The organism is Mucilaginibacter sabulilitoris (assembly GCF_034262375.1).
Taxonomy (GTDB): Bacteria; Bacteroidota; Bacteroidia; order Sphingobacteriales; family Sphingobacteriaceae; genus Mucilaginibacter; species Mucilaginibacter sabulilitoris.
Map to the genome: position 1 here is coordinate 1,807,986 of NZ_CP139558.1, position 21,780 is coordinate 1,829,765.

18 protein-coding genes and 1 tRNA gene are annotated in these 21,780 nt (G+C 40.4%); 10 read left to right on the top strand and 9 right to left on the bottom strand.

Going from position 1 to position 21,780, the window contains the following annotated elements:
- Nucleotides 1-115: 115 nt before the first annotated feature.
- Nucleotides 116-844, bottom strand: a complete 729-nt coding sequence (gene bla, locus SNE25_RS07790; RefSeq protein WP_321564534.1) for a subclass B1 metallo-beta-lactamase — start codon at nucleotides 842-844, stop codon at nucleotides 116-118.
- An 89-nt stretch (nucleotides 845-933) separates the two neighbouring features.
- On the opposite strand from bla, the gene SNE25_RS07795 reads away from it, so the two are divergent.
- From SNE25_RS07795 to gap, 5 genes are all read left to right on the top strand, one after another.
- The gene (locus SNE25_RS07795) at nucleotides 934-1,395 is read left to right on the top strand and encodes a peroxiredoxin (RefSeq protein WP_321564535.1); all 462 of its coding nucleotides are present in this window, start codon (nucleotides 934-936) and stop codon (nucleotides 1,393-1,395) included.
- Nucleotides 1,396-1,454: 59 nt separating this feature from the next.
- A tRNA-Arg gene (locus tag SNE25_RS07800) sits at nucleotides 1,455-1,528 on the top strand.
- Between the two features lie 57 nt (nucleotides 1,529-1,585).
- A complete protein-coding gene (locus SNE25_RS07805) occupies nucleotides 1,586-2,158 on the top strand; it encodes an adenylate kinase (protein WP_321564536.1) in 573 nt (190 codons plus the stop codon).
- Between the two features lie 109 nt (nucleotides 2,159-2,267).
- Entirely contained in the window at nucleotides 2,268-3,266 is a 999-nt protein-coding gene (gene obgE / locus SNE25_RS07810; protein WP_321564537.1) for a GTPase ObgE, read from the top strand.
- 101 nt (nucleotides 3,267-3,367) lie between these two features.
- Entirely contained in the window at nucleotides 3,368-4,366 is a 999-nt protein-coding gene (gene gap, locus SNE25_RS07815) for a type I glyceraldehyde-3-phosphate dehydrogenase (protein WP_321564538.1), read from the top strand.
- A gap of 46 nt (nucleotides 4,367-4,412) precedes the next feature.
- On the opposite strand, the gene SNE25_RS07820 is transcribed toward gap, so the two are convergent.
- Entirely contained in the window at nucleotides 4,413-5,066 is a 654-nt protein-coding gene (locus SNE25_RS07820) for a hypothetical protein (protein WP_321564539.1), read from the bottom strand.
- A gap of 205 nt (nucleotides 5,067-5,271) precedes the next feature.
- On the opposite strand from SNE25_RS07820, the gene SNE25_RS07825 reads away from it, so the two are divergent.
- Both SNE25_RS07825 and SNE25_RS07830 read left to right on the top strand, forming a co-directional pair.
- Nucleotides 5,272-5,706 carry a GNAT family N-acetyltransferase gene (locus SNE25_RS07825; RefSeq protein WP_321564540.1) on the top strand — a complete coding sequence of 145 codons (435 nt, stop codon included), beginning with the start codon at nucleotides 5,272-5,274 and terminating at the stop codon, nucleotides 5,704-5,706.
- A 101-nt stretch (nucleotides 5,707-5,807) separates the two neighbouring features.
- A complete protein-coding gene (locus SNE25_RS07830) occupies nucleotides 5,808-6,998 on the top strand; it encodes a phosphoglycerate kinase (protein ID WP_321564541.1) in 1,191 nt (396 codons plus the stop codon).
- 101 nt (nucleotides 6,999-7,099) lie between these two features.
- Here SNE25_RS07830 and SNE25_RS07835 read toward each other — a convergent pair whose 3' ends face one another.
- The gene (locus SNE25_RS07835; RefSeq protein ID WP_321564542.1) at nucleotides 7,100-8,326 is read right to left on the bottom strand and encodes an endo-beta-N-acetylglucosaminidase H; all 1,227 of its coding nucleotides are present in this window, start codon (nucleotides 8,324-8,326) and stop codon (nucleotides 7,100-7,102) included.
- A 353-nt stretch (nucleotides 8,327-8,679) separates the two neighbouring features.
- Between SNE25_RS07835 and SNE25_RS07840 the strand changes: the two genes are divergently transcribed.
- Nucleotides 8,680-10,548 (top strand): CocE/NonD family hydrolase, encoded by a 1,869-nt coding sequence (locus SNE25_RS07840; RefSeq protein WP_321564543.1) that lies wholly within the window; start codon nucleotides 8,680-8,682, stop codon nucleotides 10,546-10,548.
- A 55-nt stretch (nucleotides 10,549-10,603) separates the two neighbouring features.
- The gene (locus SNE25_RS07845) at nucleotides 10,604-11,020 is read left to right on the top strand and encodes a hypothetical protein (protein WP_321564544.1); all 417 of its coding nucleotides are present in this window, start codon (nucleotides 10,604-10,606) and stop codon (nucleotides 11,018-11,020) included.
- Between the two features lie 67 nt (nucleotides 11,021-11,087).
- Here the strand turns inward: SNE25_RS07845 and SNE25_RS07850 are convergent, their stop codons facing one another.
- Complete coding sequence (locus SNE25_RS07850; RefSeq protein WP_321564545.1) at nucleotides 11,088-11,726, bottom strand: hypothetical protein; 639 nt, start codon at nucleotides 11,724-11,726, stop codon at nucleotides 11,088-11,090.
- A gap of 112 nt (nucleotides 11,727-11,838) precedes the next feature.
- Here SNE25_RS07850 and SNE25_RS07855 point away from each other — a divergent pair, with 112 nt between their 5' ends.
- A complete protein-coding gene (locus SNE25_RS07855) occupies nucleotides 11,839-12,261 on the top strand; it encodes a ubiquitin family protein (protein WP_321564546.1) in 423 nt (140 codons plus the stop codon).
- 11 nt (nucleotides 12,262-12,272) lie between these two features.
- On the opposite strand, the gene SNE25_RS07860 is transcribed toward SNE25_RS07855, so the two are convergent.
- From SNE25_RS07860 to SNE25_RS07880, 5 genes are all read right to left on the bottom strand, one after another.
- On the bottom strand, nucleotides 12,273-13,589 hold the full coding sequence (locus tag SNE25_RS07860; RefSeq protein WP_321564547.1) for a polysaccharide deacetylase family protein: 1,317 nt from the start codon (nucleotides 13,587-13,589) through the stop codon (nucleotides 12,273-12,275).
- A 115-nt stretch (nucleotides 13,590-13,704) separates the two neighbouring features.
- Nucleotides 13,705-15,465 (bottom strand): ATP-binding response regulator, encoded by a 1,761-nt coding sequence (locus SNE25_RS07865; RefSeq protein WP_321564548.1) that lies wholly within the window; start codon nucleotides 15,463-15,465, stop codon nucleotides 13,705-13,707.
- A 636-nt stretch (nucleotides 15,466-16,101) separates the two neighbouring features.
- Nucleotides 16,102-17,052, bottom strand: a complete 951-nt coding sequence (locus SNE25_RS07870; RefSeq protein WP_321564549.1) for a hypothetical protein — start codon at nucleotides 17,050-17,052, stop codon at nucleotides 16,102-16,104.
- A gap of 172 nt (nucleotides 17,053-17,224) precedes the next feature.
- A complete protein-coding gene (locus tag SNE25_RS07875; protein ID WP_321564550.1) occupies nucleotides 17,225-20,932 on the bottom strand; it encodes an ABC transporter permease in 3,708 nt (1,235 codons plus the stop codon).
- A 274-nt stretch (nucleotides 20,933-21,206) separates the two neighbouring features.
- Nucleotides 21,207-21,707 (bottom strand): hypothetical protein, encoded by a 501-nt coding sequence (locus SNE25_RS07880; RefSeq protein ID WP_321564551.1) that lies wholly within the window; start codon nucleotides 21,705-21,707, stop codon nucleotides 21,207-21,209.
- Nucleotides 21,708-21,780: the final 73 nt, after the last annotated feature.

Consider the following 21,780-nt stretch of genomic DNA (forward strand, 5'->3'; position numbering starts at 1 on the left):
GCAAACTGATTTTAGCAGATGATCAAGACAACACATCAGGCATATCAAATATAACTAAATTTTTAGTTATAAAATATAAATTAAAATATAGCTCCTGGAATTTATGATGAGCAAATTAACCGGGTTGCTTCACTATGCTTATAGTATGGCCAAACATCAGCATATCGCCCTGCCAGCCTTGGTGACCGGGGATAAGATATCTGATATTTTTAAAGCGGTTTTTAACCCGGGTTATTGATCCAGGCCATTCGGGAATGTTGGCATCGGCTGTGTAGCCGATGCTATTGGTTTCCATGCTTTTGATAAGGCAACCGCCAAACAGTACCTTACTTTGTGGCAGCCATACCACTATATTATCTTTAGTATGGCCCCCGCCCGGAAAAAAGGTTTGTACTGCTACGCCGCCGCCAACGTTAAAAACGGTGTCTTTACTAAAGGTAAATTCGGCTTGCTTGTTGCCATGTCGTTTAGCCAGTTGATTTGTTAACACAGTTGCATAGGTTTTCACGCCATTCTTTTTCAGCAAATCAAGACCAGCGGTGCGGTCACTGTGAAAATGGGTTGATATACAAAGTTTAATCTTTTGCTTGTAACGCCGTTGTAATGTGTCTACAAGCTGTTGTGTTTGGGCTTCGTCCCAGGGCGTATCAATAAGTATGATGCCGTTGGCAGTTACAATGTATAATCCGTTGGCCGGGAAAGGTGTTTTGTCATCGGGCAAACCATACGAAACATACACGTATACATTACCTGTTAAGTGGGTAGTGCTAATCTTAAAAGGTCGGGTTTGGGCTTTACCAAAAGTGGCGCACAGAACCAGCATGGCAGACAATATGAATTTCATAAGTTGAAAATATAGTAAACGAATTAATTACCCTGCAATTACTATGAATGCCTAGTATTTTATTTTTATTTGCAGAAAACAAGAAAGCTATGTCGTTACAACCAGGTCAGGAAGCCCCTCAATTCACTTTAGTATCATCAGCGTTAAAAAGTGTATCACTTGCCGATTTTAAGGGTCGTAAAGTAGTGTTGCATTTTTTTCCTTTCGCTTTTACCGGAGTTTGTACCACACAATTGTGCACCATGCGCGATAGTTTTGGCTATTATGATGGTTTAAATGCCACTATTTTAGGTATATCTGTGGACTCACCTTTTACACTGGCTAAGTTTAAAGAAGAGAATAATTACCAGTTTGATTTGCTATCTGATTTCAATAAAGAAGTATCATCTGCCTATGGCGCCATATATGATAATTTTGTAATGGGTTTAAAAGGGGTTTCAAAACGTGCCGCCTTTGTTATCGACGAAAACCAGCAAATCATTTACGCTGAGGTACTTGAGGTGGCTACAGATTTACCCAACTTTGAAGCAATTGCAGAAAAAGTAAAGTAATTGAGAAAAAGTTTGCAGTGGATATATAAAAATTCTATTTTTGCAGTCCGTTTCAAAAGGCACTCGTAGCTCAATTGGATAGAGCATCTGACTACGGATCAGAAGGTTAGGGGTTCGACTCCCTTCGAGTGCACAACTAACGTCAAGCCTTTCCGTGTTGTAACTGAAAGGCTTTTAATTTATTAGGAGCATGCTAAATCTGGTATTGTTTGGTCCTCCCGGAGCAGGGAAAGGGACTCAGTCGCAAAAGCTTATCGAAAAACATGGTTTAATCCACCTTTCAACAGGCGATCTTTTACGCGGCGAAATTTCACAGGGAACAGCGCTTGGTTTAGAAGCTAAGAAATTGATGGATGAGGGAATGCTGGTTCCTGACGAGGTGGTTATAGGTATGATCAGCAATAAGCTGGATGCCAATAAAGATGCCGAAGGATTTATTTTTGACGGTTTTCCGCGTACAGTTGCTCAGGCCGAGGCATTGGATAATTTGCTGAAAAGTAAGGAATCGGCCATATCCGGCATGATTGCGCTTGAAGTGAATGATGATGAACTGGAGCGCCGCCTTCTGGAGCGTGGCAAACAATCTGGTCGCCCGGATGATGCCAATCCGGAGGTGATCCGTAAACGTATTAAAGAATATAATGATAAAACGGCTCCTGTTGCCGGTTTCTACAAAAATCAGGAAAAGTTTAAAAGCATAAATGGTATAGGCTCAATTGACCAGATATATGGTGCTATTGATTCTGTTATCGAAGCATACTAACAGATTTCGGATTTGGGATTTTGGATTTTGGAATTGAGATTTTGGATTTTCAAGGATTCAAAATCAAAAAAATCCGAAATCGAATATCCGAAATCTCAAATCAAAGATAATGTCGCAGGGTTCCAATTTTGTTGATTATGTGAAAATCTGTTGCCGCTCGGGCCACGGAGGGGCTGGCTCTGCTCATTTACATCGTGATAAGTTTACAGCCAAAGGAGGCCCGGATGGGGGTGACGGCGGTCGCGGAGGGCACGTTATTGTAAAAGGTAATGCGCAATTATGGACACTGCTGCACCTTAAATTCCGTAAACACGTTATAGCTGGCGACGGAGAGTCGGGCGGAAGCTCACAAAAATCCGGCAAAACCGGCAGGGACGAAATACTGGAAGTGCCGCTGGGCACGATAGCCAAAAATGCCGAAACAGGAGAAATACTGTTTGAAATTACAACCGACGGCGAAACCAAGATATTAACCGATGGTGGCCGTGGCGGCCTGGGTAACTGGCATTTTAAAACGCCAACGCTGCAAACCCCCCGTTTTTCGCAACCAGGCGAAGATGGCAAGGAAGAATGGAACGTATTGGAACTGAAAATACTGGCCGATGTAGGCTTGGTAGGTTTCCCCAATGCTGGCAAATCAACCCTGCTTTCGGTTGTATCAGCAGCCAAGCCCGAGATAGCCGATTACGCTTTTACCACCATAGTACCAAACCTGGGTATTGTATCATATCGTAATAACCGCTCATTTGTAATGGCCGATATTCCCGGAATCATCGAGGGCGCATCACAAGGTAAGGGTTTAGGTTTCAGGTTTTTGAGGCATATTGAACGCAATTCAGTATTACTGTTCATGATACCTGCTGACACCACACGGACCATAAAACAGGAATACGATATATTGCTGAACGAACTGCAGCAATACAACCCGGAGCTGGTTCATAAACCACGGGTTTTGGCGGTCACCAAATCTGATATGCTTGACGATGAGCTGCAGGCCGAAATGAAAAAAGAACTGCCCGGGGGCATACCTGCTATATTCATATCTTCGGTGGCCCAAAAAAATATCGACGGCCTGAAAGATATGCTCTGGACCGAGATCAATAAATAAGCCGCTTTTTGTAATGCCTGCGTAGTATTAGGCATTCTAAATGATCTGTATCATAATTTACCCAACATCTTCATTAACTTTGAGTGTTTTAAAAACATATAATGAAGATTGCAATAAATGGATTTGGCCGTATAGGGCGCATTTTTTTAAGGAATATTTTAGCTAAACCCGGCATACAGGTTGTTGCCATCAATGACCTTACAGATACTCAAACGCTTGCTCATTTATTTAAATATGATTCCGTTCACCGCGGATTTAAGGGCTCTGTGACCTTTGACACTGATAGTCTTTTTATAAACGATCAGCAAATTAGGGTACTTGCCGAACGCGATCCAAAGTTATTACCCTGGAAAGCCATGGATATTGACCTTGTTATCGAATCGACCGGGAAATTCACTTCGAGGCAAGGTGCTGAATTGCACTTGACAGCCGGCGCCAAACAGGTAATCATTTCGGCTCCATCAACAGATAAAAGTGTTCCAACGGTGGTATTGGCCGTTAACGATGGCGAAGTTGATCTGCTTTCGCCCATATTATCAAATGCATCATGTACTACCAACAATGTGGCTGCCATGGTCAAGATCCTTGATGATAACTGGGGTATTATTGACGGATATATCACCACTGTGCACTCCATGACCGGCGACCAAAGCCTGCATGATGCCCCGCATAAAGACCTGCGCCGGGCAAGAGCGGCTTCTGCTTCCATTATTCCTACTACCACAGGCGCTGCCAAAGCCATAACTGCTATATTTCCGCACCTGGATGGAATGCTTGGTGGCGCGGGTATCCGGGTGCCTGTACTTAATGGCTCGTTAACTGATTTTACCTGCAGCCTTAAAAAATTACCAACTATTCAGGAAATTAACCTGGCATTTAAACAGGCCGCAGACGGGCCCATGAAAAATGTACTGGAGTATACCGAAGACCCAATCGTGTCAACAGATATATTGGATAATCCTCATAGCTGCATTTTTGATGCGCAGTTAACCTCTATTGTTGGTGGGCTGGTTAAGGTAGTAGGCTGGTATGATAATGAAATGGGCTACAGCAGCCGCCTGGCAGATCTGGTAGAAAAAATAGCCCGACTGAAAAATTAATCAGCCGGGCCATGAGATATGTGATATTGATTTAGTTGAATCTGCTTTAGTCTACCTTTACGTATGATAATGGTAAAGTAGTTTTAGTAGTATCATAATTTTTCTTGTCATATATGTATGATGAAAAAGTGATGCTATCTCTATCCGCTTTTAAAATATTTGTTTGAGCTTCAACGGCCAGCGGACGTTGCTTATAGGCTTTAAAGAAAATAAACACCCTCTCCAGACTTAGCTTTATCATGGCCTTGCCATCGACGTCAACGGTTGCTGCCGTTTTTATTTTAACGTTGTTCAGATTGTCGTCTACATAATCGGTTACATAATCACCATTTCCGTTTAATGCTGCATAATGAAAATTCGCAAGGCTTGATTTTGAAAAATCTTCCTTAAAGTGTACTGCTGATGAACTTTCATATTCTTCTTTATTAAGTATCAGATCTGCCTTTTCGGTGTATACTAAAAATAGCGTATCGTGACCAACAGCTGTATTCACCATTTGCGGGGCTATATCCAGCTTAACGGTAAACGGCGAGTTAGTAGCAGGGTTGGTAGTTGAAGGAGGGTTAGTATCTGTAGGAGGATTAGTGGTCTCGCTCTGATCACCTTTATCATCACCTGATGGTTTTGGGTTATATCTTTTTGATTCCGTACAGCCCGTAAATAGAGCCGCAATAAATATTAAGTATAAAAATTTGCGCATAAGTTTTAGATTGTATCGTATTAACTTCTGTTGCATTTGCAATAAATATGCCTTAGTTATAGGTATTTTGAATTGTTTTAGCTAAATACCTGCGTAAGTTTTAATTTCACAGCGGTTTTTATGAAATTATTATTGATTACTTTTATCCGCGTAGCGTAATAACACCCCCGTTTTGGGAAAAATATTTCCGCCCCGTTTTTTACTTATGATTAAATTTATAACTGTTGAAGACCTGTTACCCATACGCAACCAGGTATTACGGGAAGGCAGACTTACCTTAGAGGAATGCCGGTTCCCAACCGACAAAATTGAGAGCGCTTTCCATTTGGGATTTTATCAGGATAATGAATTAGCCTGTGTAGCTTCATTTCATCCGCAAAATTACGATGGCTTTGAGGGCAAGGCCTACCAGTTAAGGGGCATGGCCACAACAGAACAATACCGCGGTAGGGGTTTTGGTAACCAGCTGGTAAATTTTGCCCTGGTTTACCTGCGCGGGCAAAAAGCCAATTACGTGTGGTGTAATGCACGTAAAAAAGCAGTAGCATTTTATCACCATGCTGGTTTTGAGATAATTTCACCAGAGTTTGAAGTGCCTGGTATAGGACCTCATTACGTGATGTATGTTAAAATAAGATGAAATTTAGTGCTGTTTTAAACACCTTTTTCACTTTTTCGTTAAGAATTAAGAATAAAATGTTGAATTTGCGTGCCTTACAGTAAATGACCCATATAAATTATATGAAAACAGTAGATCAAATTAGTTTTGCAGGCAAAAAAGCCCTTATCCGGGTTGATTTTAATGTGCCTTTGGATGAGAATTACAATATTACTGACGATAACCGGATGACCGCCGCGTTACCAACTATAAAAAAGATTTTAAAAGATGGCGGTAAAGTTATCCTGATGTCGCACCTGGGCAGGCCGAAAGGTGGTCCGGAAGAAAAATATTCTTTAAAACATTTGATACCTCACTTATCCGACCTGTTGGGTCAGCAGGTTGAATTTGCGGATGACTGCATCGGTCAGGAAGCAATTGATAAATCAAAGGAGCTTGAAAAAGGCGAGGTGCTTTTATTAGAAAACCTGCGTTTTTATAAAGAAGAAGAAAAAGGTGATGTAGCATTTGCCGAAAAGCTTTCAAAGCTGGGCGATGTATACGTGAACGATGCCTTTGGTACCGCACACCGCGCACATGCTTCAACAGCTGTTATTGCCCAATTTTTTCCTGAAGCAAAGGTTTTCGGTTACCTGATGGCTGCTGAATTAAACAATGCTGAAAAAATCCTGAACGGCGCTGCAAAACCTTTTACCGCTATTATGGGTGGCTCAAAGGTTTCTGATAAGATTGAATTGATAGAAAAACTGCTGGATAAGGTTGATAACCTGATTATTGGCGGCGGTATGGCATATACATTTGCCAAGGCAGACGGTGGTAACATTGGCACTTCATTGGTTGAAGCTGATAAGCTTGACCTGGCCATCAGCCTGAAACAAAAAGCTAAAGACAAAGGTGTAAAATTATACCTGCCGGTTGATAACGTTATTGCTGATGCATTTGCTAATGATGCCAAAACCGGTGTTGCCAAAACCGGCGAAATCCCTGACAACTGGATGGGATTAGATATCGGCCCAGAAACAGTAAAATTGTTCAGCAAGGTGGTTGAAGAATCAAAAACCATTTTGTGGAACGGCCCAATGGGCGTTTTTGAAATGGAAACATTTTTAGTAGGTACCAAAGCCGTTGCTGAAGCTGTAGTTGCTGCAACTGAAAAAGGCGCGTTCTCATTGATTGGAGGTGGTGATTCTGCAGCTGCAGTTGCCAAATTTAACCTTACTGCCGATGTAAGCTATGTATCAACAGGCGGCGGCGCTTTACTGGAATATATGGAAGGTAAAGAATTGCCAGGCGTAAAAGCGATTAACGACTAATCATTCTGACACTAAATAAAACAAAAGAGCCTCCCTTAACGGAGGCTCTTTTGTTTTAACCAAGGCTTATAGTGTTATTGAAATTTATAACTACTATAACTTTATTGTATTTTAACCGATGTTACCACATCGTTCGCGCTTGGGAACAAGGTTGTAAAGTTGGCTGTATTGGAGGTACGTACCCATGATGAACCGCCAAAGCTGTCGTTTTTGTACATGGTTACTGTCCACCCCGTAGGTATTTTTACTGATGATGCCCAGTTGTCTATAAAGCCATAAGCCTGTAATTGTGCCAGGGTGTAATTACCCTTCGGAATAGAAGCGGTTACTGTTCCTCCATAATTGGCATCCTGGTAAAAGGTAACCCCGGTGGCCGGTGGTGTGGTGCCGCCGGTATAAACTGTTGAAGTTCCGTAAAGCTTATTAGAAACACTTGTTAAATAAGTGTGCACATCGGTATTTGGCAAGTTGTAGTACAGGTAAATACCATAGGCGTTATTTACAGTTTGTGTAGCCAGTGACGCTGCGGTTGTGGAGCTGGTGCTCTGAATATCAATTGCTGCAGGGCCAAGGTTGCTTTTTGCCAAGCCCGGAACATTCGGTACCGAGTAAGAGCCGTAAATGGCATTCCAACTGTAATCAACTTTTGAGCCCACGGTAACACCGTTAAAGCTTAATCTTGATGATGCCGGACCGTAAAAGTAAAAAGATATGAGCTTGGTTGGCATCAGCTGGCGCAGCGCGGTCACCAGGTATACAAATGAGCTCGAGTTTGGCTGTCCCGTTCCGTTATTGCCATAATCGGCATATTCGTCATCAAAGTCGATACCATCAAGTCCGTAAGTGGTAACGGCATTGCTTAACAGCTGCGCGAAATCCTGCGCGGCTGCCTGGCTTGGGAAATTGCTAATACCGGCACCCTGATGATTTCCTAAGATAGACAGCATCACCTTAATGCCTTTTGCCTGTAACGGCTGAATATAGGTTGATGCATTGCTTAGTACATTAGTTACTTGTGGATTAAAAAACAGCTCAGCCTTTTGGGTGGTAGTATTGTAGTTTATGTTAGCTGCAAAAATTATAGCAACATCAAATAGTTGCTGCCCTGTTGACAGGGTGTAATTGCCTACGTTGCGTATATCGTTATTATTTACCTCCACATAGCAAACCCCTTTCGGGCCGCTTACACCAATGGCATTGGTGCCTAATTTTGATTTGGTATTATTATCTGCCTGAGGCGCCGGGGCCAGGTCTTTTTTACAGGCTGCAGTAAACATCAGGCCAATGCCCAATATAGCAAGGGGTATTTTGTTAAATTGTAATCTCATAAAGTTTTTTGAATTTGGTTAATAATTTTTTTCAGTGGTTAAATAAGCAGTTTGATTTATCCATAGGCAGAGGGGATTGATTTAAGGGGGTTAATCATTCAGTGAGAGATATCTTATTTAAACAGAAGTAAGATTTGCTGGAATTTATGAAGGCGTAATATTGGTTTAAAGGTTTAGATATCTACTTATACGGAAGTACTAATCCTATAGGTTACAGATTATTACGGTTGTTTAAAAAAATTATCTTCAAACTTAAAACCTCCTGTTGTGATCATAAGGCATTTAGTTTTAATGGTGTGGGTTTGCCTCTTTTATTTTATTCAGGTACATTTAAGGCTTGATTGACATTTAGAATGAAAAGAACTTTACTCGCCGGTATATTACTGATCGTGGTAGTGGTAAGTGCCTATGCCCAACCTAAAGCAACGGACGCTGATTACATAAAAGCTAATTATCAGAAATACGAATACCAGATACCGATGCGCGACGGTAAAAAACTGTTTACCTCGGTGTATGTGCCCAAAGACAAATCAAAGAAATACCCCATAATGATGGATAGAACACCTTACAGCGTTGCACCTTATGGGGGCGATGCTTATAAGGGCAGCCTGGGGCCATCATCGTTATTTACGCATGACGGATTTATTTTTGTTTACCAGGATGTTCGCGGCCGGTGGATGAGTGAGGGTATTTACGAAGAAATGACCCCTGAAAAAGAAGTTCACAAGACTAAAAACGATGTAGATGAAGGTACGGATACATATGATACCATTAACTGGCTGCTGAAAAACCTGCCAAATAACAATGGTAAAGTGGGCGTGTGGGGGATATCTTATCCGGGTTTTTATACCACCACGGCGTTACTTAGCCGCCACCCGGCATTGGTAGCGGCTTCGCCGCAGGCGCCCATTGCCGATTTGTACCGTGATGATGCTTTTCATAACGGCGCGTTTATGCTGGTGGCCAATTTTGGTTTTTATCCCTTCTTTACCAATAGGCAGGACGATAAGCCTACGCAACGGCATGCGCCTGAGTTTGACCCTGGTACCGAAGATGGTTATGATTTTTTCATGAAAATGGGTTCGGTTAAAAACTCCAACGACAAGTATTATAAAGATACTATACGTCTGTGGAACGAAATGCTTGATCACCCGAATTATGATCAGCATTGGAAAGACAGGAATGTGCTTTATCACCTGCATGATATTAAAACCGCTGTGTTGGTTACCGGTGGCTGGTATGATGCCGAGGATTTATACGGTGCCATAAATACCTATAAAACGTTGGTTAAGGAAAATCCAAAAACGCCGGTTTATTTTGCTATGGGTCCCTGGGTGCATGGTGGCTGGTCGCGCGGGGATGGAGATCATTTAGGCGACGTTGATTTTGACGGCCCGACAGGCCCTTTCTATCGTGAAAAAATTGAGTTTGCCTTTTTTAGCCATTACCTGAAAGGCACCGAACTTGATCTGGCTCCCATATCAACCTTTGAAACAGGTATTAACAGCTGGAAAACCTACAATACCTGGCCGCCGAAAGAGGCAGCCGAAAAGAACTTATATCTGCTGCGGGGCGGTAAGCTATCATTTGATGAACCTGCCACCGCGACAGATAGTTTTGACGAATTTGTATCAGACCCTAATAAACCGGTACCATTCATCAACAGCATTGACATGGATATGAAGCGTGAATATATGACCGGCGACCAGCGTTTTGCCGCTCAAAGGCCCGACGTGCTAACCTATGCCACCGATGTGCTGGATAAAGACGTTACTATTGCCGGTAATATCTGGGCTAATTTGAAAGTATCAACCAGCGGTACCGATGCTGATTGGGTGGTAAAGGTTATTGATGTATATCCCGATTCGGCAAAAAACAATAAGTGGACAGGCAAGGATGTGTACCTGTCGGGTTACCAGCAGATGGTACGCAGCGAGGCAATGCGGGGCAAGTTTCGGAATGGTTTTGATAAGCCCGAGGCTTTTGTGCCGGGAAAGGTAACCCCGGTAAACTTTGAATTGCAGGATGTGCTGCATACCTTTAAAAAAGGCCATCGTTTAATGGTGCAGGTGCAAAGCACCTGGTTCCCGCTTATTGACCGTAACACACAGCAGTTTCAGGATATTATGAAGGCAAAGGATACCGATTTTAAAAAGGCTACCCATCGGGTTTACACTTCAAAGGATAACGCAAGTTTTTTAAAGGTGAGGGTGATGGAATGATACATTGTAGCATTTAAGCCGCATTAATCGTAAATTGGTACAAAAACCTATATCTATGAAAAAGTGTATTTTGTTTCTGTTGATTATTGCCTGTTCGGCATGCAGTAAAAAAAGCCATCAGGCAGCTCCCTGCAACCCTGGTATGTGCACTATGATGTTTACTACCATAGGCATTCATTTTGTTGACAAAACCGGTAAAGACGCAGTAATAAAAGATTTCAAAGCTGTAAATCTCAGAACAAATAAAAATATCAAAACTGAACCCATCGGCGGCCCGGGGAGTAACGCAAGTTTTCATGTTATAGCTACTGATGGTAATATGAAGGAATTTACCAATGAGGGCGATGATGTAAAAATAACCGCTACAGATTCTGTAACCAATCAAACCAAATCGGTTATTGTAAAATTAGCAGGTGGTTGTGCCTGTCATATATCTAAACTGTCAGGGCCGGATACGCTGGCTTTTGATTAATATATGTGATTTAACCCCAGGAATGAGTTAAGAAATGATCCCTGCTTCCGGGCTAAATATTGTTGAATTACTGTTTAATTTTTATTGGGGTATCAACAATCACATGTGTTGGCTTGGCAGCGTTGCGTTTAGTGTATGTTGATGCTATTTGTAAAATGGCAGCCCCCGTTAAACCTATTAAACAAACTATAATATTTAAGCCTATAATAATTTTTTTGGTATAGCTGTACCCGGTTTTAGGTTTTTCTGACAGGTTTTCTTTGAAGTCGGCCCAATAGGATTTGTATCCTACATTCAACAGGTCTTCCTCAAGGTGAATTATTTCGCGCTCCCAAATATATTCCGCCACATATTTGTTATACCTGGCATTATCCTTACTGATCTTTTTATTGGAATAATTAGTAATTATACAGGAGCATATGACCAGAACAATGAATACTACCCAGCCAAGAATGGTAATGGGAGTAAGATCATCAATTACATTATTGTAAACACCGGCAATTAAACCCGTATAAATAATTGCTACGCTGGTTATTAATGTTTGAAAAATTGAAATAGCATCCTTTTTATGATTGAGCTCTGAAGTATGGTAAGCCCGCATACCCTGAAAAGCTTCGGCTTTGTTTGCTTCATGCACGCGCAAATCGGCCTTTAACGTTATGCCTGTGAAGGTGACGGGTGCGGGATTCTTTTTCCAGAAAGACATGGTTGGTGTTTAACTACCTGAAAATAAGTGTTTTTATTGAAAAATGCAATTGTTGTTAAAGTTTCTGTAGCGTTTAAAAATCAGATTCCGTAATTGATATAAAACCTTGATTATGATAAAGAAAGTACCTCTCCTGCTTTTAATAATTGCCTGTATTTCGGCATGCAGTAGTAACAAACAAAAAAACGGGTGCGGGACACAAACCTGCACGACCGAATATGCTTATATCGGAATTGCTTTTAAGGATAAGCAGAATAAACCCGCGCAGGTTAAAGATATTAAAATGATTAATTTACGTACAAATAAACCTTTAGCCCCCGTAAAATACCCTCCAAATGTTGATATTTTCACAGGATACATATACATAGCCGCAGATGAAAACATCAAGGATTTTTCTACTGACGGAGATGATGTAAGCATAACTGCCACCAGTTCAGAAACAAATCAAACCAAAACCGCTGTTTTAAAAATTGCCGGCGGATGCAGTTGTCATATATCAAAAAAATCAGGCCCTGATACTGTAACCTTTGATTAATAGTCGGGGCGTTAAGCTCCTGTTAAAACAAGCGGCAAGCCATTGGCATTAATCTGGTACAAAGTATAGGTTCCCTTGTTGTCGGTTGCGGTAGTAACCGTTTGTTTTTTACCGCCCTGTACGGCAGTCGCTTTTTTCCAGCCGGCAGGTACATAGGTTTTAAGCGTAAGCGGAACAGTATAAAAAACTTTATTAAGCGGATGGCTAACTTTTACAGTTACTTTATTGCCGCTTAAACTGCTTTGCACTTTAGCGCTTTGTCTTTCGCGCATGTATTTGGTTACATCGCCAAAGGTGGCTACCCAAAGTTTGTCCTGGTGGGTTTTAATATAGCTAAAGTATTCGTCAAGCTCCTGATGAGGTAAGGCCTCCCAGCCAATACCATCAACACCATGATGGGTAAGCACCAGCCAGGTATCATGCCTGTTCATAGTGGTATCAACCCAGGCTTTCATCATGGATAGGGGTGTTTTTGTAGTTGCCCCTCGTTGATATTGCACATACTCTTTGTCGGTATTGCCTGGAGTATCCTTGTTGCCGCGGCTGATTTCTTTTAACCATGGTTCGGGCATGCGGTTACGCAGGGCCGGATAAACTTTGGCCAGGTACGCCACCGCCCGTTCATTCTCGGTACCAAATGGGCCTTCGGCACTGAAAGTGTATTTTAGCCCCAAATGATTTAAAACATCAAGACGGCTTTTTTGGGCCTCATACATCAGGTTGGTTTCGTCAAGAGCGGCCAGACGGGGATGGGTTACCATGTGGCTGGCAAACTCATGCATTCCCGGGGCGGCATAAGTTTTAACTTGGGCCCAGGTGGTGCCATGTGAGTCTCTGTATTCATCATTATGCTGTATACCAGGTTTGAACTCGCCGGCGCGTACTTTGGCATAGCATTCGTCAATGGCCTTATAGGCAGCGTCGGTTTTGCCGGCGTCTATCAATGATCCGGCTTTGTAATGATAATCAAGAGGACCGATCAGGCCGAGATAACCTGCGGCCGAAGCGCGCTCAAAAAAATTATCTTTATTGGTTGGTATGGTAGCTGTTTCCTTAATAATGTCCTTTACAGGCCGGCCAATAAACTTACCCTGATATTGTGAGCCTGGTATCTGCCCGGTGATGATAAAAAAAGTAGCAGGCAGTTTCAGCCTGTTCAATAATGGTAATGCCACCTTAAACTGGTTAATGGAGCCATCGTCCCAGGTGATGGATACCGCGCCATTACGGCCGTATTGCCAGCGGGTTATCTGGGTTTGGCCCGGCTGGGCATTAACAAAGGTTATGGTAAGCAAAGTAACCATAGCCAACAGGAGTAGCTTTTTCATTATAAAAGAGGTTTATGTAGCTAATATAATGAGACTATGAATACATTGATAGCATTAATTACTTTGTAACGAAATAGTTAGGAAAATAAAAGCCCAAGGCCAATAATAGCTGCCTTTATCCGGCATTATCTGCAAGGAAAGGGTAGTTTAGAAGTTGTTTTTGAATACTTGACAATAATTCCACCGGCTGGAAAGGTTTTGACAGGCAATCGGCAAAACCGCTTTCAATCAGGTCTGCCAGCATTTTCTCATCTACCAGCGAAGCGGTAAAGGCTATAACAGGCATTGCGGGGTACAATTTTTTTACTTCAAATATGGCAGTGTAACCGTTCATTACCGGCATTTCCAGATCCATTAAAATAATGTGGTATGCCTGATCCTTTTTTAGCTCATCAAGCGCTTCTTGTCCGTTATATACACAGGTAATATTGGCTTTAAAATCCGACAAGCATTTCTTTGCCACCATCATATTGATCTGATTATCTTCTACCAGTAAAACTCTTATTCCTGTTAAAGAATCATCTGTTTTGGCCTGCACTGCTAAAGGTTGTTCCAGCTTGCCGGCATTGTTAAATTTAATATCGAAACTAAAGGTACTGCCAATTCCCCTTTCACTAACAAGGTTAAGTTTACTGTTCATTAATTCTAACAGCCTTACACATATAGTAAGTCCTAATCCTGTTCCATTCAGGTTTCTGGTGGCAGGGTCATAAACCTGCCAAAAGCTATCAAATATTTTAACCTGATCCTCTTCACTAATGCCAATACCGGTATCCTTAACGCTAAAAATTACCTCTGTAAATTGTTCATTTTGGCTTTTACGCACGGCCCTTAGTTCAATATAACCGCTATCGGTAAATTTTATAGCATTTGAAAGCAGGTTATTAAATATTTGTATAAGGCGCAAATCATCGGCAAGTACCAGTTTGTCCAGGCCATTGTCTATCTCTATTTTTAAGTTCAGTCCTTTTTCCCGGGAAAGTGCGGTAAAGGGCATGCCTGCATTTAGTAAAAGTTGCCGCAGGTTAAGCTCAACAGGATGAATCTCGAGCTTGTTGGCTTCTATCTTATTAAAATCAAGAATATTGTTCACCTGGTGCAGCATGTGGTCTGAGCAATATTTTAGTACCTGTATATACTCTTCATGCTGTGAAGGGGTATGGTCTTGTTTAAGCAGGTTTATTACGCCAATTATTCCATTTAAAGGTGTACGCAGTTCATGCCCCATGGTAGCCAAAAACTGGGTTCTTGTATCAATTACCCGTTGACTTTGTTCCATAAGTTCATTGATGTATTTCTTCTCAAAAAAAATGTAGGCTACGGCAAATACAATAGTCGAAAAAATGGCGACCACCCGGTTAACAAGGGCCAGTTTACCTATCTGATCGGGGCTAAAATCCTGCAATGGTGTTACGTATACGCCAATAAGGGTGCAAATACCTGCCGATATTATAATAATGGAAATGTATATAAATGATTCGCGGTATTTGGTTTGTTTCAGATCAACTATAATAGGCACAGCAGTAAGCATAGGGAAAAAATACAGGAACTGCTCGGATTGCAAACCTTCAATAGCCGCCGAAATAATTAATAAACTGCATATCAGGAATATGATTGAAATGGTAAGGTTTTTAATTACATCGTTATATTTTAATAAAATGAACATCAAAATGGCGAAACAAAAACAGGCCACCAGAAAGGATGAAACATACAGGCCGATATAAGAATCATAAATAGAAATGCCAATACCGGTAAATAAAGCTGCTAGGCCAAGTTGATATGACCTTTTAGGAACCTGCTTCATATCAAACAGCGGATTCAGGTGCTTGTCATCATCCTTTATCAGTTTATGGTATTTATCGGTAACGTTTTGCATCTATCTAACCCGCGAATGATTTACTCCTGTAATAAACTTTGTAAAACCTACAAAAGTACTTAACGCTTTAATTAATGCCTAAATAAAGATTGGGATGAGTATTTAATTAGGCTGGATATGCTTATAATGCTAAAAATAGCTTTTAATACTTTCAGAGACGGTTACAATTATTGTTCAATTAGTTACACATAAAATCTGAAGGCTGTATAAAACCATTTGTTTTATGTAAAATATTGTAAAGTCATGTTTAGGTATTAAACTTCTGAGTCGGTTCAAACAAAATGTGAATTTCAAAAAATTGCCTTTTACGCTGAAATCGTCGTTTATATACGATGTAGTCAACTTTTTGACCGTTTATGTGGTTCAAACAAATTGTGAATTTTTACAATTTGCGATATTTTTTATGTAATTATATGATTATTATATAATTGAGGTGTATTTTAAGTCACTCCTAATATTATCATGTCAATTATGAATAACCTTACTATAAAAAATCATTCGAACTTTGAAATCTGGGAGCATCATGTATTGTTTAAAATAAATTATGTCATCTTGTTTAAAACAAATAATGTCTTTTATTATTTATCGTTGTATCCAACCATTATTCGGGAGATTGAAAAAAAGTTAGTCTTTATTTTAAGGCTTTGCTTTTCCCTCAACGTGAATATTTATTAGGCTTGTGTGAGGCATATTTAACGTTTTTCCTGGAATTACCTGCAAATAATATTTAAGATAACTATTCATAACATCCTGTGATTCATGAATATAACTTTCCCTGAGTGACTCACCCAGAAAGGCAATTAAGGGTTCTCCATAATACATTTGCCCTTTCTCATCAACATATACAGAAAATGAATAATAAAAATTTGCGTATGCTTTATTGATAGTAATATTAAAGGTTGGATTAAAGTAATCATCAGAGGTATCGAAATTATTCAAGAGATTTCCTTCCGCTTTCCATTTTTCTACATTTACCGACGGACTCTTACTTATAAACGCAACTGGTTGTCTTGCCGCAAAAGCCTTTTTTAAGTCGCTATTAGCTTTAGTTACTAATGATTTGATAAACAAACTGTCTTTTCGACTTGCATGCCTAAGTGTAATTATATCACTTCGAAGCACATTTTTCACATAATTATCAGCGTAAAAGGTCATATAAATTCCAGCGCCTCTAATATCGACACTATCATTTTGGGCTTTAAGCATTTCCAGCACGAGGCTGTCTTTACTCATCTTTTTTACTTTTAGCCAGGTTCTGGCGGTGTTAAAAACAGAATCATACCCCCGTGTTAGCGGAAAATTCAAAAAGCGTTTTTTACCGGGGCTATATATACTTACCGAATCATCCGAAACAAAATTTACTTTCCATTGAGGTTCTAACTGATAACCATACTCACTAAATGAAAGACCATTTTTTTGGCGACGATTTATCTCAGTGTAGCTAATCCCTTCTATTGATTTAAAAGAGATCAGATCCTTTTCACCATTATGCTTAACTATATTAGGATTATTATTGCTGCAGCCAATAATTATAGTGGCATAGACCAATAATAGCGTAAACACGAAGGCTATTATATTTTGCTTCATAACAGTGTTTTAAATAAGATATAATATTATTTTTTGATCTATAGAGAAGCCGGTCCCGTGATGGATGGTTTTGGGGAACTGCATGTTTATGATAGGTTTGATCTTTAGGACTTTAAAATATTATATCCTTTAACAAAAGCCATGTAAGCATGATTACCCTCATCTTACCAATTTATTCATTTCGCAAACTGTTTACCGGGTTTGCCATACCAGCCCTAATGGTTCGGAAACTTAAGGTAAATAATCCTGTTAGCAGCATCCCTGCGCCACTGATAATAAATACCCACCAGCTAATAGCTACGTGGTCGGCAAAGCCTTCCATCCATTTATTTACAGCATACCATGCAATCGGTGTTACTATGACAAAGGCGAGTAAAATAAGCGATATCAGTTCGGTTGATAGCAGGGTTACTATTTGAGTAACGCTCGCACCAAATACCTTACGTATGCCAATTTCCTTTGTCCGTTGATTGGTGGTGTAAATGGCAAGGCCTAATAGTCCCAGGCAGCTAATCAATATCGATAAACCCGTTGCCCAGCTGAGCAGGGTTGATGTGTGTTGTTCCTGATCGTAGAATCTAGCTATCATATCATCATAAAAAAAGCAATTTAAGTCGAAATCATCGTCGGGATAAGCCTTCTTCCAAGCCTTTCCCATATTTGCAATTGCGGTTTTCCACTCATTACCGCCTGCGGTTTCAGGTTTCAAACTAACATGTAACGTCATCATTGGCCCAGGGATCGGACTGCCCGATGTTATGATTGATGGATAAATGGCGGAATGCAACGACCGCTGATTAAAGTCGGCAACAACGCCAATAATATTTAAATTCCGGCCTTTAATTGCAAACCAGCTCAACTGCTTTCCGATAGCATCATTCGGGTTATTAAATCCTAATAATTTAGCGTAAGTATTGTTAATGATAATGGCTTTCCCAGTGTCGGCTTCGGTTATGTTTCTGCCGGCAAGCAATTTTAGTTGGTATATTTTGATGTAGTTTTCATCACCAGACTTAACTATCACTTCTTCTGTTGTTATTTGTTTTTTTCCATCGTCATAAGTAATGCGTGTCCTATTAAATCCATCAGCTGAAGGTGGGTCATTACCCAAACCCACAAGGGCAACCTGGGGCATCGACCTAAGTTCGTTCAGCAGTATCTGGTTACTGCTGGCTTTACTGGTTTGCCAGGGCGTATTGATAACCAAAATGGCATCCTTTTTAAACCCGAGGTTTTTATGTAAGGCGTAATAAATTTGTTGGCTTACCAAAATGGTAGCCATTATAAAAAATTGGGCTACAACAAACTGCGAAACCGTAAGCGATTTACGGAGCCACGCGTTTCGCGTTTTATTGCTATTGCCCTGCACCTGATTTTTTAGTACCGATGCCGGCTTATAGCTCGATAACACAATTGCGGGATAAAAACCCGACAAAATACTGATTACAATAGTTAAAATCAGCAGGAAGAGTATGACATCCGGCCTTAGTATATTGGCATGAATATCCGGGGATATTACCTTGGCAAACATTTTTAAAATAATTGGCGCAAGCAACATCGATATGCAAACCGCAAAGCATGTTATAATAAATGTTTCGCCTAAAAACTGAACCACTAATTGTATCCGGCTGCTGCCCAGTGTTTTGAGTATCCCAATTTCTTTTGCTCTTTGGGCGGCCTGGGCGGTAGTTAAATTTACATAATTGATACATGCCAGCAATAACAAAAAAATAGCGCTGGCCAATAATCCGTAAAGTGTTGTTTTGTTGGCTGGCGATGAGAAATTAAAAATATTATAGTCTGGATTGAAATGAATATCCTCCAATGGCTGCAAGGCCAGATTCACGATGGGGGCAGGCACTTTTGTTTCGGCTGGCGGCGTATGATGTTTCCTGAAAATAGTATTGCTCTGTTTTACAACCCCGGCTGCCGGGGTTCGCCGCGTGAGCTTTACAATAACCTGCGAGCCAGAATTGATTCTACCCCAATTGTCTATAGACAGATCAGCGGCTAAACGTTTATCAGTTGTGGCGGTACTAAAGGAAATAAAGTCGTGAAAGGTAAAGTCGCTATTTTCGGTAAACGTTTCAACTACGCCGCTAACCGTTGTCTTAAGGGTATCATAAGTAACTACTTTACCAATCATTTCATGATAGGATAATGAGGGGAAGTAACGCTTGGCTTGTTGGGATGTTAATACTACCTGATTGGGTGCATCAAGGGCGTGTTTTGATGAGCCTGCAAGCCATTTATAATTAAAAATTTTAAAATATTGCTGATCGGCAAGTGTTATTCTGTCTGGGTCTTTAAAGCGCTTTTGCGCACTTTTATCTTTGTCTGCATAAACAAAATGAGGCGACAGCGTACGTAGTGGCGTGATCTCCTCTATTCCGGTGGCCTGGCTTTTAATCGCCTCAGCCAGTGGGCCGGGTACGCCACTCGAATAGTTTATGTGTCCCTGAAATGACATGTTCATCACAACGCGGTAAATCCGGTCGCTGTCCTTATGAAATTTATCAAACGTAAAATCGTAGTGTACCACAAAGTAAATGGCCAGGAAAGCGCTTATACCGATGGATAAACCGATAATGTTTATCAGTGTAAATAACCTATGTTTCCAAAATCCGCGGAATGCAATTCTAAAAAAGTTTTTTGTCATAAAGGTGCCGGTTAATTTTTTGTGCGTCCACCCCGTGAGGTTTACATGGTTCAATATTAGCGGCATCGGTTTGGTAAAACCTCTCAAGTTATAAGATGGGAGAACTTTTTGAAGGTTGTTTTTGTACTCCAAAGGGGTTTTACCTGTAAATTGCTTAAAAATACGATGAAAGCTGCTTTGTGAATTAAAGCCTGACTCATACGCAAGACCAAGCAGCGTGATATGATCATAAGATGGCTCCTGCATTTTGAGCGCAACCTCGCGAACACGATATTCATTGATGAAATCATTAAAGCTTTTTTTGAAAACTGTATTAATAATCCGGGATACTTCATGGGTATGCAATCCAAGTTTTTGAGCAAGAGAGCTTAGGCTTAATTCTGCATCCCGGTAGTACCCTTTTTCCTTTATTTCCATTTTTAACCAGGAGCCTTTTTGCTTCAGATCTGCCGGTAATAATGGCTTTACGGTAGTATCCGTCTTCTCAAAAGTTTCTGCTTTTAAATGGCTCTTTGCAGCAATCCAAATGATCAGGGATATAAAAAGGAGGTACAAAGGAAAATAATACTGTTCCCCTGATTTATCATGGTAAAAAAAATAGTTAACAGCTGTAAAAGGTATCCATAGTAACCATAGCATACTGAATGCGTTAAGTGAGCGATCCAACCATAGCAGCTCGTTCCGATAGCGATCGCCTCCATTAAATTTCAACCCACGGTAAAAGCTTCCTATTTGCCTATGCGCCAGGTAAAGGTAAATTGTGACCGAAACAAACGCCAGTAATTGGAATACCGGATTCAGTTGCTGAAAGGCCGGCGTTTCATAAGTAGCTGCACCGGTATTTATACTATCCCTAACTTCCAATGCCTGGGCACCCAATTCCAGCAGCAACGGACTAAAATGCAGCAGATCTTTAGATCGGAATTTATATTCCGGCCGAGTTATTTTAAGCACGTAAGAGAAAATAAGAGGGCCAAAAGCAAGCGAAAATTGCAGCGGCAGCCGGCTCCAATTAGTAATGTAAGTTGACAGCCCGATGTCTATGCCCAATATCCGGACTATCCACAAAACAATCGTAACTATTGCCAGGGCTAAAAACCGGTTTGCAGCCAGGTTTGTCCTTTTGGTGAACCATAAAAGCAGGATAAAGGTGAGCGCGATAAAGATCGTACCAAAAAGAGCCAGGTCGCAGGTATTGATATGGAAAGTATATGTATCCATTTGAAATATTAAAACGAGATCGCTCTTACAAACTTATAACTTATTGATATGTAAAAATCATATTGAATAATTATTAATATTTACAAATTTTATTGTAAATTATTTAAATAAGGCTCAAAAATGAAGAGTTTTATGAGATTAGTTATTTGAAAATCAATTAATTTGTTTTATCTTATACAATTGACGACACGACACTTCGTGGATAGGTTATGTTTCAAAGCAAGTGATTGCGATAAAGAGAAACCTTTCCTGACCTCACGTAACCTCGAATGACTTATTTTTTCGCTTCTGCAGGAACAAAACGAAATCTGCTTCTTTTAAAATCGATATTAGTATTAGGGTCAAAATAGTTTCTTCCTAAATAGCTCAATATCCTGCCCGATCCCATGATCAATGTATCGCCTTTATGCAACAGTACGATTGGATTGGAGTTCCAGATTGTTTCGTTTCCGTCACTTTTAAAGTTATAGTCTGCAAATAGGGTGTCACCTTTAAATGTACCGTTAACGATGTTGCCATCTGTAGATTTGCTAACCGCCATTGGATTACTTTCATAATAACTTATAAGAAGATGGCCCGTAGCCTTGCCGTAAGAATTAATTGAAAGGGTCAGGCTGGCACTATCTTTTTTAAATAGTGCCGTATATTTCTTATTTCCAGTTTTCAATTTACTGATATTAATAGTTGTGTGCTGCTCGTTTTGGCCACAACTAAATACGGATAACTGGACTAATAAGAATACCTGCAAAATAATGAGACGGTGTATTGTTTTCATTTAGATTTATATTTCGATATTGGTAAATATACGGAATATAATTCCAATTAATTAAAATTAACAAAATATAATT

Excerpts from the sequence above, each read along its gene's own strand:
- bla (WP_321564534.1), bottom strand. The coding sequence starts at position 844 with ATGAAATTCATATTGTCTGCCATGCTGGTTCTGTGCGCCACTTTTGGT.
- SNE25_RS07795 (WP_321564535.1), top strand. The coding sequence starts at position 934 with ATGTCGTTACAACCAGGTCAGGAAGCCCCTCAATTCACTTTAGTATCA.
- SNE25_RS07805 (WP_321564536.1), top strand. The coding sequence starts at position 1,586 with ATGCTAAATCTGGTATTGTTTGGTCCTCCCGGAGCAGGGAAAGGGACT.
- obgE (WP_321564537.1), top strand. The coding sequence starts at position 2,268 with ATGTCGCAGGGTTCCAATTTTGTTGATTATGTGAAAATCTGTTGCCGC.
- gap (WP_321564538.1), top strand. The coding sequence starts at position 3,368 with ATGAAGATTGCAATAAATGGATTTGGCCGTATAGGGCGCATTTTTTTA.
- SNE25_RS07820 (WP_321564539.1), bottom strand. The coding sequence starts at position 5,066 with ATGCGCAAATTTTTATACTTAATATTTATTGCGGCTCTATTTACGGGC.
- SNE25_RS07825 (WP_321564540.1), top strand. The coding sequence starts at position 5,272 with ATGATTAAATTTATAACTGTTGAAGACCTGTTACCCATACGCAACCAG.
- SNE25_RS07830 (WP_321564541.1), top strand. The coding sequence starts at position 5,808 with ATGAAAACAGTAGATCAAATTAGTTTTGCAGGCAAAAAAGCCCTTATC.
- SNE25_RS07835 (WP_321564542.1), bottom strand. The coding sequence starts at position 8,326 with ATGAGATTACAATTTAACAAAATACCCCTTGCTATATTGGGCATTGGC.
- SNE25_RS07840 (WP_321564543.1), top strand. The coding sequence starts at position 8,680 with ATGAAAAGAACTTTACTCGCCGGTATATTACTGATCGTGGTAGTGGTA.
- SNE25_RS07845 (WP_321564544.1), top strand. The coding sequence starts at position 10,604 with ATGAAAAAGTGTATTTTGTTTCTGTTGATTATTGCCTGTTCGGCATGC.
- SNE25_RS07850 (WP_321564545.1), bottom strand. The coding sequence starts at position 11,726 with ATGTCTTTCTGGAAAAAGAATCCCGCACCCGTCACCTTCACAGGCATA.
- SNE25_RS07855 (WP_321564546.1), top strand. The coding sequence starts at position 11,839 with ATGATAAAGAAAGTACCTCTCCTGCTTTTAATAATTGCCTGTATTTCG.
- SNE25_RS07860 (WP_321564547.1), bottom strand. The coding sequence starts at position 13,589 with ATGAAAAAGCTACTCCTGTTGGCTATGGTTACTTTGCTTACCATAACC.
- SNE25_RS07865 (WP_321564548.1), bottom strand. The coding sequence starts at position 15,465 with ATGCAAAACGTTACCGATAAATACCATAAACTGATAAAGGATGATGAC.
- SNE25_RS07870 (WP_321564549.1), bottom strand. The coding sequence starts at position 17,052 with ATGAAGCAAAATATAATAGCCTTCGTGTTTACGCTATTATTGGTCTAT.
- SNE25_RS07875 (WP_321564550.1), bottom strand. The coding sequence starts at position 20,932 with ATGGATACATATACTTTCCATATCAATACCTGCGACCTGGCTCTTTTT.
- SNE25_RS07880 (WP_321564551.1), bottom strand. The coding sequence starts at position 21,707 with ATGAAAACAATACACCGTCTCATTATTTTGCAGGTATTCTTATTAGTC.